9 protein-coding genes are annotated in these 13,785 nt (G+C 73.2%); 2 read left to right on the forward strand and 7 right to left on the reverse strand.

Annotated features, from left to right (window positions below; genetic code table 11):
* Positions 1 to 92 precede the first annotated feature (92 nt).
* The 4 genes from ACFYML_RS25300 to ACFYML_RS25315 all read right to left on the reverse strand — a co-directional run bounded on the left by ACFYML_RS25300 (position 93) and on the right by ACFYML_RS25315 (position 4,785).
* Positions 93 to 2,990 carry a glycoside hydrolase family 48 protein gene (locus ACFYML_RS25300; protein ID WP_387423085.1) on the reverse strand — a complete coding sequence of 966 codons (2,898 nt, stop codon included), beginning with the start codon at positions 2,988 to 2,990 and terminating at the stop codon, positions 93 to 95.
* Positions 2,991 to 3,323: 333 nt separating this feature from the next.
* The gene (locus ACFYML_RS25305; RefSeq protein ID WP_387422994.1) at positions 3,324 to 3,950 is read right to left on the reverse strand and encodes a dihydrofolate reductase family protein; all 627 of its coding nucleotides are present in this window, start codon (positions 3,948 to 3,950) and stop codon (positions 3,324 to 3,326) included.
* A complete protein-coding gene (locus ACFYML_RS25310) occupies positions 3,947 to 4,423 on the reverse strand; it encodes an SRPBCC domain-containing protein (protein ID WP_387422995.1) in 477 nt (158 codons plus the stop codon). The genes ACFYML_RS25305 and ACFYML_RS25310 overlap by 4 nt, the downstream gene beginning before the upstream one ends.
* A complete protein-coding gene (locus tag ACFYML_RS25315) occupies positions 4,420 to 4,785 on the reverse strand; it encodes an ArsR/SmtB family transcription factor (protein WP_387422996.1) in 366 nt (121 codons plus the stop codon). The genes ACFYML_RS25310 and ACFYML_RS25315 overlap by 4 nt, the downstream gene beginning before the upstream one ends.
* Before the next feature lie 680 nt (positions 4,786 to 5,465).
* On the opposite strand from ACFYML_RS25315, the gene ACFYML_RS25320 reads away from it, so the two are divergent.
* Positions 5,466 to 6,959, forward strand: coding sequence for a GH1 family beta-glucosidase (locus tag ACFYML_RS25320; RefSeq protein ID WP_387422997.1), 1,494 nt, complete (start codon positions 5,466 to 5,468; stop codon positions 6,957 to 6,959).
* Positions 6,960 to 7,006: 47 nt separating this feature from the next.
* Here ACFYML_RS25320 and ACFYML_RS25325 read toward each other — a convergent pair whose 3' ends face one another.
* From ACFYML_RS25325 to ACFYML_RS25335, 3 genes are all read right to left on the reverse strand, one after another.
* Complete coding sequence (locus ACFYML_RS25325; RefSeq protein ID WP_218012428.1) at positions 7,007 to 7,420, reverse strand: roadblock/LC7 domain-containing protein; 414 nt, start codon at positions 7,418 to 7,420, stop codon at positions 7,007 to 7,009.
* Positions 7,421 to 7,425: 5 nt separating this feature from the next.
* Positions 7,426 to 10,056, reverse strand: coding sequence for a nitrate- and nitrite sensing domain-containing protein (locus tag ACFYML_RS25330; RefSeq protein WP_387422998.1), 2,631 nt, complete (start codon positions 10,054 to 10,056; stop codon positions 7,426 to 7,428).
* 105 nt (positions 10,057 to 10,161) lie between these two features.
* The gene (locus tag ACFYML_RS25335; protein ID WP_387422999.1) at positions 10,162 to 11,565 is read right to left on the reverse strand and encodes an FGGY family carbohydrate kinase; all 1,404 of its coding nucleotides are present in this window, start codon (positions 11,563 to 11,565) and stop codon (positions 10,162 to 10,164) included.
* Positions 11,566 to 11,835: 270 nt separating this feature from the next.
* Between ACFYML_RS25335 and ACFYML_RS25340 the strand changes: the two genes are divergently transcribed.
* Positions 11,836 to 13,773 carry a chorismate-binding protein gene (locus ACFYML_RS25340; protein ID WP_387423000.1) on the forward strand — a complete coding sequence of 646 codons (1,938 nt, stop codon included), beginning with the start codon at positions 11,836 to 11,838 and terminating at the stop codon, positions 13,771 to 13,773.
* The last annotated feature ends 12 nt before the right edge of the window (positions 13,774 to 13,785 follow it).

Below are 13,785 nucleotides of genomic sequence, written 5' to 3' on the forward strand. Positions count from 1 at the left end.
GCGTTTTCGCGGCAAGTTCGTCTTTGGGCGTGGTGGTGGACCGGTCGGCCGCCGCCACGGATGGGCTGGCCACCCGTGGCGGCGCCGTCACCTCATCCCGCCGGGAAGTAGGTGCCGTAGTCGGCGTACGCCATGGCGACGTCCGCCTGGGCCCAGAACCGGTGGTAGTTGAACGTGGGCGCGGGTCCGCCCTTGAGGTACGCGTCGACCTTCGGCCAGTCCGGGTCGTTCTTGTAGAACGAGCGGATGTCCAGGAAGCTCTTGCCCGCGGCGATGGCGTCGCCGTTGGGCATCTTGCCGGTCCAGCCCGGCGGGATGTAGAGGCCCTGGCCGTTGCTGGCGTTGTAGACGTCGTCGAAGCGGTTGTAGTCCTCTCGCGTCTCGGGGCGGGAGACGCCCTTGGCGTCGGTGGCGGCGGACAGGGCGTCGAGCAGCCCCTTGGCGGTGTTCTTGGCGGCGGTGTTGCCGGACTTGGCCGCGTACGCGATCAGGGTCCGGGCGTAGGCGGCGGCGACACCGACGTCCTGGCCGCCCTTGGTCACCGTGACGTGCAGGTTGGTGTTCGGCAGCGGGTTGGTCGGGTTCCAGGTGTTGGGCTGACCGGTCCACTGCAGGTCGGACGGGATCGACCAGTTGGTGCCCAGGGTGGTGTTGGCGATCGCCCACGGGACCCACTTGTCCAGCAGCGCCTTGGCCTTGGTGTTGCCGGTCTGCAGGTACAGCTCGGCGATGCGCTGCATGGACCAGGCCTGCATGCCGAACCACTGGTTGGACGGCGGGTCCCGGTAGACCGGGGCGACGTCGTAGAACATGCCGTAGAAGGTGGGCGTGCCGGCCGGCGGCTGGGAGTAGCTGCCGTCCCAGCTGTTGGTGGCGCCGCCGGCGATGCCGCCCTCGGCCGACTGGAGCCAGGTGTAGAACTCCAACTGCCGGTCGAAGCTCTTCTGCCAGTCGGCGACCGCGCTCGGCGACTGGGGCTTGAGCTCCGGCACGTTGGTCAGGGCCCAGGCCGCGAGCGGGTTCTGGTAGCCGAAGTGGTTGTGGCTGGAGCCGATGCGCCAGGACCAGTTCTGGCTGGGGTCGTACGCGCCGCCCCAGGCGTAGTACCAGGAGAGCAGGTAGTGCGCCGAGTCGCGGCCGGTGCCGGCCGGGCAGCTGGTCGGGCCGACGCAGTTGCCGATCTTCTTGAAGTACTTGTCGAACAGGGAGTACCGCAGGTAGTCGCCCATCTTGGCGGCCTTGGCCACGGTCGCTGCGACGTCGGCCTGCTTGCCCTGCGCCTTGGCCCAGGTCAGCGCCCAGTAGGCGGCCTGGACGGCGCGGGCGTCGGCGTCCGGGGCGTTGGTGTACTTCCACTGCTTGGCCGGGGCGTTGGCTTCCTTGATGAACAGGTCGAGGTAGCCGTTCGGGCCGCCGTGCTTGAACGTGTCGCAGGTCGGCTGTGGCACGGTCTCCCACACCGACTCCTGCGGGCCGCGCTGGAAGGTGTTGATGTAGGCCGGGCGGGTGGTGCCGTCGCCGCAGCGGCCGTAGCCGTAGGTGTTGTCGACGTCGAGCAGCCAGTGCATGCCGTAGATGTCGCCGGTGCCGTAGGTGGACTGCAGCTCGGAGCGGAGCGGGTCCTGGCCGACCGGCACGTTCGGCTGCAGCTGCGACGGGTACTGGCTGGGCTGGTTGTACTCGGCCGCGTACTGCGGGGTGCCCGGGGCGCCGGCCGTCGGCTGGTCGGCGTGCGACGGGATGATGTACTTCTCCATCACGGTCCAGGCGCTGTTGAACGGCGCCCAGTTCTGGGTGACCCGGCCGTACTGCGCCTCGAGCCAGAGCCAGAAGCTGAACGCCTCCGAGGTGGTCTCGTGGCCGTGGTCGGGTGCCTCGACGATCAACGTCTCGATCGAGTGGTACGGCACGCCCTCCGGGCTGAAGTAGCCCGAGTTCTTGATCTTTCCGTACTGGTCGAGGAACTTCTTGATGTAGGCGTTGTCCCCGCCCGGCACGTCGTTGTCGACCTCGGTGACGGTGATCGTCACGGGCGTGTGGCCGGTGGCCGAGGCGGTGATGGTCGCGGTGCCGCTGACGGTGTCGGCGTCCTCCGCCGCCGCGACCGTGACGGTGACGCCGGTGTTCCAGTTGGCCGGCGTCAGCGTCACCGAGGTCGGCGAGACGGTGATGTCGGGGTCACCGCTGCGGGTCAGCGTCACCGGCACGTTGCCGCTCGGTGCGGCGCTCAGCCTCAGGTTGACCGTGGCGGTGCCGCCCTCGTTCACGCTCAGCGTGGCCGGGGTGGCCACCAGGGCCGGCCCCGTGGCGGGGTTGACCGTGAAGGACTTCTCCGCCACCGCGCTGGCGCCGAGGTTGTCATAGGCCTTGGCCTGCACCGTGTAGCTGCCGGCCGGCAGGCTGTCCAGCGTGTACGCGTACGGAGCGGTGGTGTCGGTGTTGACCAGCAGGCCGTTGCGGTAGAACTCGACCTTGCTGATCGTCCCGTCCGGGTCGCTGGCGGTGGCGGTCAGCGGCACGGTCGCCGGCGCCGTGAAGAGCCCGGCCGGCACGTCGAGCGAGACGATGGGTGGCTGGTTGGCGGGGGTGCCGTTGCAGGCCACGCCGTTGAGGGTGAATCCGGTGGGCTTCGGGTTGGCGCCGGAGTAGGAGCCGTTGAAGCCGATGTTGGCGGTGGCGCCGGTGCCGAGGCTGCCGTTCCACGTCTCGTTGGTCGCGGTGACCTCGCTGCCGGTCTGGCTCCACCTGGCCGACCAGCCCTGGGTCACCCGCTGGGTGCTGTTCGGGAAGGTGAACTTGAGCGTCCAGCCGTTGATCGGGTCGCCCAGGTTCTTGACGTCGAGGTTGGCGGTGAAGCCACCGCCCCAGTCGTTCACGGTGTAGACGACGTCGCAAGCGGGGGCGGCCTGGGCGGCGCCGGCCGGTAGGGCCACCCCGCCGATGGCGAGGGCGGTGGCGGCGAACATCGCCGTGCGGCGACGTCTGGCCATGAGTCTCATGTGCGCGGTGTCTCCTCGGACCAGGCCGGAACCGTCGGCTCCGGCGAGGCGCCTCCACGCGACGGACGTGCGCGGGGGACGGAGGCGCCCGGGAAGGTGGTCGACCCGGCTGTGCCGGGGATCGGGGCGCCGCGCCGGGCGTACCCCGGCTGCCCTCGGCGGCCCACGCTCGCGCGAGCTGGCTCCACCTCGCGACTGAGAGTCTGCCATGGAAGCGCTCCCACCACAATGTCGGCCGACCGCTCGGTCCGAGGCCTGATCCCCGGCGCTGCCCACAGAGCTGCGGGCCGCCGTGACCGACGGGCCGCTGGGGCCACGCGGTGACTACACGAGGGCCGCGAGGCCCTGGTACTCCCCCACGGGAGCGGCGCCGGCGCGCTCGTACTCGAGCAGGAGCAGGCCGTTCGCCGTCACCTCGTGGTGGACGAGTCGCAGGCCGACGGGTGCCCTCGGGTGGTCGAGCAGCCGCCGCCCGGAGCCGGTCACGGTGGGGGCGAGGACGAGGCGGAGTGTGTCGACGAGGCCAGCCGACAACACGGCTTTGCCGAGTCTCGCACTGCCATGGATCTGAAGTTCCCGGCCTGGCTGCGCCTTGAGCTTCCCGACTGTCTGGATCGGATCGCCGTGCAGCACGGTCGTCGGGTGCCAACTGCCCTCCGTCAGGGTGTTGGTCACCACGTACTTCGGTAGCGAGTTCATCCGTTCGGTGAACGGGTCGTTCGGGTCGGTGATCTGCGGCCAGTCGCGAGCGAACGCCTCGTAGGTCCGCCGCCCCAGCAGCAGACCGTCGGCCAGACCCAACCAGTCAGAGGTGCGCTGGACGAAGAGCCGGTCCAGGTAGGGCACGAGCCAGCCGCCCCGGGTGAAGTCGTCGCTCGTATCCTCCGACGGCGAGCCGGGCCCCTGGCTGACCCCGTCAAGGGTTACGAACTGGGTAAGGGCGATCTTCATCGCGCGTCCTGGCTTTCGGCGACCCCGGCGAGCTGCCCGGTGACCGAGCCCCAGCCGTCCGCGAAGCCGAGGGCCTGGTGACGGGCGCGAGCAGCGGGATCACCATGGCGGACGAGGATCCGGTAGTCCGTGCCGTCCGGATGATCAGTCAGGGTGATCTCCGCGGTCATCGCGACCGGGCTCGGGTTCGTGGGCCGCCAGGCGCTGTCGATCGCGTTCGTGAACACGATCCGCTCGAGCTCCTCGACGACGAGGAAGGCCGCATCGAGGTGCGGGAGGAACTCGGCCCCGTCGGTGCTGAGCCGGGTGACGAGTGCGCCGCCGGGCCGGACGTCCAAGCGGTCGACGCGGCACAGGGCCGGCGCCGGCACCCACCACCTCTCGAAGCGGGCCGGGTCGGTCCATGCGCGCCACACGGCGGCGCGGGGGGCGCGGATGACCCGCTCCAGGGCCAGGTCCAGATCGGGATTCACGGTCGGTTCTCCTCAGGGTCGGTGACGAGGCGTTCGAGGCGATCGGTGCGTTCATCCCAGATCCGGCGCTGCTCCGCGAGCCAGTGGTCGATGACGGCGAGGCGCTCGCGGTTGAGCACGCAGGTACGTACCCGGCCGGACTTTGCCGTGCGGATCAGCCCGCTGGACTCGAGCGTCCGCAAGTGCTTCATGAACGAGGGAAGGGTCATCGGAAACTCGCGGGCGAGATCGCCGACGCTCGCCGGACCGCGGCCGAGGCGTCGGATGACCCCGCGCCGGGTCGGGTCGGCGAGTGCGACGAACACGCCGTCGAGCTGCGCCGAATACTGTGCCATGCGGTTAAGTATTGTCTCGTAGGACACTTAGCGCAAGGGCAAAGTATTTGACGCACCCCGGAGGCGAGATCGTCCAGCGGGCCCTGTCGGCACTCATCGCGCATCCAGCGACGAAGGTCCGCGCTCGATGTTTCGCTCTCGTTCAGGGGCTTTCACAAATCCGTGACGGGGGTTACAGTCGCAAGCATCATCGATGGGAGCGCTTCCATCGACGGAGATGCAAGTGCCAGATCGCCGGGACCGCTCCTGCCCGGCGCCCCGACCCAGGAGGCTGACGACGGGCCAGCCCGGACGCCGCCGTCAGCCGTCACCCGCCGACACATCGGAGGGAGGTGGAACCAGAGCCACTCGCGTGGCCCGGCTCCCGCGCGACACGCACGACCGGACGCCAATTCCACTCGTGCGTGTGTGCATCACAGGTGGGGACGGGGGTTGCCCTCCCCCGTCCCCACACTAAACCTCCGTTGTCGACGGGAAAAGAGGCCGACGGGACAGGCGCGAGGCGCTGCCCGGCCGGCCTCCTTCACTATCCGCTCATCCTCGCCGCTCACCGCCCCCGAGCGACACCCCGCCCACCGAACTCCCGGCCGCCCGACCGGGGGCGCGCACCCGCGCGGTCCGCCCTCGGTACGCGGCCGGTCGTGTCTGGCCTATGCTGGGAGCGCTCCCGGCCGGTAGGGCGGCCAGTCATCCCGAGGAGAACGCCCATGTCGCAACTCACCCGACGGCGCCTGCTCCGGCGCGCCGCCCGCTCCGCGACCGCCACCGGCGCGGTCCGCACCGGGCTGGCCGGCGCCGCCGCGGCCGGGACCGTCGCATCCGCCGGCGTCGCCGGCTGCGACGACACACCCGACCCCGCCCCCGAGGGGGACGACTCGTCCGGGGCAGTGCGCTTCCCGCCCGGCTTCGGCTGGGGCGCGGCCACCTCGGCCTACCAGATCGAGGGGGCGGCCAAGGAGGACGGCCGGGGTGAGTCGGTCTGGGACACCTTCAGCCGCACCCCGGGGCGGACCCGCAACGGCGACACCGGTGACGTCGCCGCCGACCACTACCACCGCTACCCCGAGGACCTGGACCTCATGCGCGACCTCGGGCTGCGCAGCTACCGGTTCTCCATCTCCTGGTCACGCATCCAGGCCGACGGTTCCGGCCGACCCAACCAGCGCGGCCTCGACTTCTACCGGCGGCTGGTGGACGGGCTGCACGAGCGCGGCATCGCCCCGATGGCCACCCTGTTCCACTGGGACCTGCCGCAGGCCCTACAGGACGCCGGCGGCTGGGAGAACCGGGACACCGCCGAACGCTTCGGCGCGTACGCGGACATCGTCTTCCGCGCCCTCGGCGACCGGGTACCGGCCTGGCTGACCATCAACGAGCCGAAGACCGTGGTGCAGAACGGCTACCTGTCGGGGCACCACGCGCCCGGCCGGCAGGACCCGGCGGCCGCCTATCTGGTCGCCCACCACCTCCAGCTCGCCCACGGCCTCGCCGTACGCGCGCTGCGCGCCGCCGGCGTCGAGGGGCGGATCGGCCCGGCGCTCAACCTGCACCCCTGCTACCCGGCCGACGACACCGCCGAGGCGGCGGCCGCGACCCGGCTCTACGACGGCTACGAGAACCGGCTCTACCTGGACTCGGTGTTCACGGGCGCCTACCCGCAGGACGTGCTGGCCGACCTCGGCGCGGACAGCCGGATGGTGCGCGGGATCCGCGACGGTGACCTCGCGGTGATCGCCAGCCCGGTGGACCTGCTCGCCGTGCAGTACTACACGCCCATCTACGTCACCGGCCAGGGCACGACGGTGCGGAAGTGGCCAACCTCCGAGGCGGAGTGGCAGCAGATCTACCCGGAGGGGATGTACGACATCCTCACCCGGGTCACCCGCGACTACGGCCCGATCCCGCTCACCATCACCGAGAACGGGCTGCCCTGCCCGGACACGCTCGCCCCGGACGGCACGGTCGACGACACCGCCCGGATCGACTTCCTCCGCGACCACTTCGCCGCCGCCCACCGGGCCATCCGCGACGGCGTGCCGCTGGAGAGCTACCACGTCTGGTCGCTGCTGGACAACTTCGAGTGGGCCGAGGGATACGACCAGCGCTGGGGACTGGTCTACGTGGACTACCCGACGCAGCGCCGCGTGCTCAAGCGCAGCGCCCACTGGTACCGCACGGTGATCCGCAAGAACGGCCTCTAACCGGTTCGCGGCCCGGCCGGACGCTCCGCCGGCCGGGCCCGCCCCGCTCAGCGGGGCAGTGCCTGCTGCAGCTCCGCCCGCAGCGCCGGGGTGAGCATCTCACCGGCCTGCTTGGCCAGCCGCGCCATCTCGTAGCCGACCACACCGATGTCGGCGTCCGCGCCGGCCAGGGTGGCCAGGATGGAGCCGTCCCGGATCTGCATGACCAGGAAGTAGCCCCGTCCCATCTCGACCACGGTCTGCTTGACGATGTCCCCGTCGAACATCTGCGCCGCACCGGCGGTGATGCTCATCAGCCCCGAGGTGACCGCGGCGAGCTTGTCCGCGTGGTCGCGCGGCAGGTGGGCGGAGATCGCCACCAGCAGCCCGTCGGAGGAGACCACCACGGCGTGCGCCACCCCCGGGACCCGCTCGGCGAACGCGTTCACCAACCAGCTCAGGTCACGTGCCTCCTGGCTCAACGTCGTCACGGTCGTTGTCCCCCTTCGCTGCGTACGCCGGCGGGCGGCATGAACATCTGGATGGTTTCCTCGGCCTCCGCGCGCCGCACCCCGCCGTAGAAGCGGGACAGCATGCCGCCGACCGCGTCCGGGTCCGGCTCGTGGCGGGGCACCGGTTGCTGCGGGCGGGCGGGCTGGCTGACCGCGCCGAGCTGGGCCATCGGCACGCGTACCGGGAGGCCCCGCGCGTTGATCCCGGCCGTGACCGGGGTCGCGGCCGGCGGCGAGGTCACGCCGAGCACCGAGGACGCCGGACCCTGGCGGGTGAACCAGCCGCCGCCGGGCGAGCCGGCCGCCGGGGTCAGCACGTCCTCGGCCCGGACCGGCACCGGGCGGGCCTGCCGCGGCACCGCCGGCGCGGCCGGGGCCGGCGGATCGGGGCGGATCCCCGCCGACGGCATCGCCGGGCGGCCGGCCACCGGCAGCTCGGCCGCGAAGCCGGGGAACCGGCCCGCCACCGGAAGCTCGGGCGCGGGCATCTCGGGCCGGCGTCCCGCCAGCGGCAGGTCGGCCGGCGTGGCGGCGGCGTACAGCCGGGACCGGGCGGCGAGCTGGTGGGTCAGCATCCGCGGCGCGGCGGGCTGGTCCAGCTCGGGCTCGGGCGCCGGGGCCAGCAGGTCGGCGGGGATCCGGACCCGGGCCACCAGTCCCTCGTGGTCGCTGCGCAACTTCACCTCGACGCCGTGCCGGGCGCTGAGGTGGCTGACCACGAACAGGCCCATCCGCTCGGAGGCCGCCACGTCTGCGGCCGGTGGTTCGGCCAGCAGCGCGTTCGCCTCGGCCATCGCGGTCGGGCTCATCCCGAGCCCCTGGTCGACGATCTGCACCACCGCGCCCGTCCCGTCGCTCCAGGCGACGACGTGGACGAAGGTGTCCGGCCGGGAGAAGGCGGTGGCGTTCTCCAGCAGCTCGGCGAAGAGGTGCACCAGGTCCCCGACCGCGTGGCCGACGAGGTGCAGGGCGGCGCTGGACCGGTGGCGGACCCGCTGGTACTGCTCGATCTCGGCGCTCGCCGCGAGCAGCACCGCGCCCAGGCCGACCGGCCGGTTCCACCGCCGGCTGGACTCCATGCCGGCGAGCACCAGCAGGCTCTCGTCGTTACGCCGCATGCGGGCGGCGAGGTGGTCGAGCTTGAACAGGTTCTCCAGCTGCTCCGGGTCGCTCTCCTCGCGTTCCAGCTCGTCGAGGAGTTCCAGCTGCCGCTCCACCAGCACCTGGCTGCGCCGGGCCAGGTTGACGAACATGGCGTTGACGTTGCGCCGCATCATCGCCTGCTCGAGCGCGACGTCGACGGCGCTGCGGTGCACCGCCACGAAGGCCTCCGCCAGCTCGCCGATCTCGTCCCGGGAGTGGACCGCCGTGGGTGGCACCTCGATCGTCGCCACCGGACGGTCGACCGCGCGCAGCCGGTGCAGGGTGTGTGGCAGCTCCACCTGCGCGATCCGCAGCGCCTCGCCGCGCAGCAGGCGCATCGACCGGGCGATGGACCGTCCGATGAGCAGGGAGATCAGCACGGCGACCAGCAGCACCGCGACGATGCCGCCCGCCACCAGCAGGGTGTCCCGCAGCTGCTGCGCGCGGGCGCCGTCGGCGTGGCGTATCGCGTCGTCGAGGACCTCACCCTCGAGCTGGCGGAGCAGTTCCAGCCGCCGTTCGCTGGCCGCCCACCACTCGGGTGCGGAGAGCACCGCCGGCTCGGCGGTGCCGGTGGGCAGGGTCTGCTCCTCCAGCCGGGCGGCCGCCACGAACGCCGGGTTCACCGACACCAGGTCGTAGCGGCGAACCTGCTCGGTGCTCGCCGCCAGGCGGAACGCGCCCAGGGCGGTGAGCTGCTGGGCCCGCAGGTCGGTCAGGGTGACCTGGTCGTCGACCTCGTACCGGCCGGCCCGGGCGGCCGCGTAGAGCTCGGCCCGGATCCGGGAGGTGAACTCCTTGACCCGGGACAGCTGCACGTACCGCAGCACCGCGTCGGTGAGCGCCTGCTGGCCCTCCCCGGGCGACGGTTCGGCCAGCAGGTTGAGCAGGGCCCCGATGGCCCGGTGGTAGTTGCTCAGGATGGTGTCGCTGCTGAGCACCGCCGGCGGGATCGCGGCCCGGATGTAGACCACCTGGTCGTAGGCCTCCAGGGCCTCCGAGAACGCGACCCGCCAGGCGGCGTCGGCGCCGGCGAGCGGCTCGGCCGCCCGGCGCAGCTCGGACAGCGCCTGGTTGGCGGCCTCCTGCAACGGCTTCAGGGCGGCGATGGCCGCGTTCCGGTCAGCGCCGGCACCGGCGCGGCGCAGCGCGGCCAGTTCCCCGGCCGCGCGGTCCCGTTCCTGCTGGAGCCGGTCCACCACGGCGGTGATCTGCCGGCCGATGCCGACCTGCTCGGCGAAGGTGGTCAGCGCGCTGGTCTGCCCTGCCAGCCCCCGGGTCTGCACGCCGGCCAGCACCAGGAACGCCAACGAGGGGATGACCAGCACCGTCGCGAGCTTGGTGCCGATCCGCCAGTCCCGCAACCGGAACGCCGAGCGCCGCCGGTGGGGCACCACGCGGTCGCGCCGGCTCCGGCCCGGGCGGGCGGCCGTTCCGCGAGCCGGGTCGGGACCTGCGCCCACGCTTGCCTCCTCGGTCCCTCGACTCCCGTCGTACGGGGAGCGGAGTCCATCCAACCAGGCCGGCGGGCCCTGTCAACGGGATGACCGGCCGCACGACCAGGATGGTCAGTGCGGCCGGGCACCACCTACGGTGTTCGGCGCGGCCCCCTCGTCCGTCCGGCCGATACCGCCGACGCGCGCCGCCTCCGCAACCCGGCCGAGCGCCACCAACGCGGCGCCGGTCGCCCCGACCTCCGGATTGTGTTGGAAGCGCACCGTACGCGGGGCCAGGGCATCGGCGAACGCCCCGCGCCACCAGGCGGACGCGGCCATCGCACCACCACCCAGCACCACCTCGACCGGATGATCCACATCGGACTCGAGCACGGCGAGGTCGTCGGCGACCAGCCGGCACAGGCCGGTCATCAGCCCGGCGAGGACCTCGACGGCGGTGGTGCCGAAGCTGAGCCCGTGCAGCTCGCCGGAGCCGGCGGCGGCGAGGCCGGGCGGGCGGTCCCCACCGAAGCGGGGATTGGCCCGCACCCGCAGGTCCCGGGTGGACCGGGCCAGCGCCGCCTCCAGTTCGGCGCCCTCGGGCAGCCGCAGCTCCCGGTTGGCCCACGCGTACAGGTTCCCGCCACTGGAGTAGGCGGCGCCGGTCACCACGTGCTCGTGGTCCACCCGGTAGCGCCAGAGCTGGTCGGGCAGCGGCGGCAGCGCCGCGTCGGCGGGGACGGCCCGGACGACGCGTACCGCCGCGGAGGTGCCGACGGTCACCGCCGCCCGGGACTCGTCGACGCAGCCGGAGCCGACGTTGGACGCCGCACCGTCGCCGACCGGGGCGGTCCACCGGGCCTCGGCCAGATCCGGCCAGCGGCGGGCGCAGTCGGGGCGGAGCCGCCCGCGCCACCGCTGCGGGGCCAGCGCCGGCAGCTCCGCGGGGCGTACGCCGGCCAGCGCGCACGCCTCGGCGTCCCACGCCATCCGGCCCAGGTCGAGCATCCCGGTGCCGGAAGCCATCGACACCGACATCGGAGCCTCGGTCAGCAACGCGTCGAGGACGTACTCGACCAGCCCGACGAACCGCGTCACCCGGCTGCCGGCCCGCTCCCGCAGCCACGGCAGCCGCACCGTCCAGTAGCAGCGGTGCCACCATCCGCCGGTGCGCTGGTGGAAGGCCGCGGGGTCGGTCGGGCCGGCGCTACTGGCGACCGGCTCCGGCCGGGTGTCCAGCCAGGTCAGCACCGGGCCGAGCGGCTCCCCGTCGGCGCCCAGCGGCAGCACCGAGTGCCACTGCGCCGAGACGGCGACCAGCTCGACGTCCCGCAGGTGGCCGCCCTCGGCCAGTTCGTCCAGGCACTCGACCAGGCGGGCGAGGTAGCCGACACCGTCCAGCGTGCCGGTGCCGTCCTCGCCGGTGGTCAGCCGCACCCGCCGCCGGGCCAGCGCGCCGGGGCGCGGGACGGCGTCGGCGTCCAGCACCAGCCCGCGTACGGAGGAGGTGCCCAGGTCGAGAGCGAGAATGGTCATCGCGGGACAACCTACCCGCCGGGGACGGCCGCGAAGCCAAGATCCGCGCGGCAGGTCCCCTGCCCGCAGCGACGATCGGCTTCCAGGCGGCCGCCCGGACGCGTAGAGTGATCGCCATGCCCGCGCTCCTGTCCTGCTGGTGGCCCGCCGACCCGGCGGCCCACCCCCGCGCGTAGCTTTCCCACGCGGCCGCCCGACGAGGCGGCCGCCGGTCTCTCCCCGGCATCCCGGGTCGCCCCCACCGGCGGCCACCGGCCACGAGGAGACCCGATGACCCGCCCGCACGACCCGCTCGCCGCCGTCGCCGCCGGCCTCGACCCCGGCCCGTTCGCGCTCGTCCGCCGCGCGGACGCCGATCATCTCGACCTGTTCACCGGCACGGTACGCACCGCCGAGCGGCTCGCCGACGTCCCGCTGCCCGACGGCGGTCCCGGGCCACGCACGCTGGCCCTGGTCCCCTACCGGCAGATCACCGAGCGGGGGTTCGCCTGCGTCGACGACGGGATGCCGCTGGAGTGCCTGGTCATCGGGGAGCACCGGCAGATCTCCCTGGCCGACGCGCTGGCCGCGCTGCCGGACGCCCCGGTGGTCACCACCGACGCCGGCTTCGACAGCTCCGACGCCGAGTACGCGGCCACGGTCGGCCGGGTGCTCGCCGAGGAGATCGGCCGCGGCGAGGGCGCGAACTTCGTCATCCACCGCACCCTGCGGGCCACCGTGCAGGGCGACCCCCTTGCGGCGGCCCTGGCCGCGCTACGCCGGCTGCTGCTGCGCGAACGCGGCGCGTACTGGACGTTCGTCGTGCACACCGGCACCCGGACCCTGGTCGGGGCGAGCCCGGAACGGCACGTCAGCGTGGACGACGGTCTGGTCATGATGAACCCGATCAGCGGCACGTTCCGGCACACCGGCGCGGCGGCCGACCGGGACGCCCTGCTGCGTTTCCTCCACGACCCGAAGGAGGTCGAGGAGCTGTACATGGTGCTCGACGAGGAGCTGAAGATGATGGCCACCGTCGCCGAGCACGGCGGGCAGGTGGTCGGGCCGTACCTCAAGGAGATGGCACACCTGGCACACACCGAGTACCTGCTGGCCGGACGGGGTTCCCGCGACGTCCGGGAGGTGCTGCGGGAGACCATGTTCGCGCCCACGGTCACCGGCAGCCCGATGGAGAACGCGTGCCGGGTGATCGCCCGGCACGAGCGGACCGGCCGCCGCTACTACGCCGGGGTGCTCGCCCTGCTCGGCCGGGACGCCGCGGGCCGGCAGACCCTCGACGCGCCCATCCTGATCCGCACCGCGGAGCTCTCCCCCACCGGCGAGTTGCGGGTGCCGGTCGGGGCGACGCTGGTCCGGCACTCCACCGCCGCCGGTGAGGTGGCGGAGACCCACGCCAAGGCAGCCGGGGTGCTCGCCGCGCTCGGCCTCGGCCCCGACGCGCCGGCGGCCCGCCCGGCTCAGTCCGGCCCGGACGCACCGGGCCGCGCGCTCGCCGACGACCCCGAGGTACGCGCCGCCCTCGCCGCCCGCAACGCGCCGCTGGCCCGGTTCTGGCTGGAGCAGCGGACCCCCGGGGCAACGGTCCTGCCTGGCCTGGCCGGCCGGCGGGCGCTGATCGTGGACGGCGAGGACACCTTCACCGGCATGCTCGCCCACCAGCTCGGCGCCCTCGGCCTGGTCGTGGCGCGCCGCGGCTGGCAGCAACCCGGCCCGGTCGGGGAGTACGACCTGGTGGTGATGGGCCCCGGCCCGGGCGACCCGACCGACCTCGCCGAGCCGAAGATGGCGACGATGCGGGCGCTGCTGGCACAGCTCCTGGCCGCCGGCCGACCGACCCTCGCCGTCTGCCTCGGGCACCAGCTGCTGGCCGGGCTGCTCGGGCTGCCGCTGCAGCGGCGGGACGCGCCGTACCAGGGGGTGCCGCGGGACGTGCCGGTGTTCGGCACCACCCGCCGGGTCGGCTTCTACTCCAGCTTCACGGCCCGGGCCGGCGCGGACCGGGTCGCCACCCCGTACGGCCCGGTGGAGCTGTCCCGGGACCCGGCCGACGGAGCGGTACACGCGCTGCGCGGGCCCGGCTTCGCCGGCGTGCAGTTCCACCCGGAGTCGGTACTCAGCCGCGACGGCATGGTCATCCTCGCCGAACTGCTCGCGCACCTGCTCGACCATCGCGCGCTCGCCGGGCATGCGCCGGCCGACCGGGGGTAGGACTGCGGCGAC

This window comes from Micromonospora sp. NPDC007230, from assembly GCF_042869115.1.
GTDB lineage: Bacteria > Actinomycetota > Actinomycetes > Mycobacteriales > Micromonosporaceae > Micromonospora.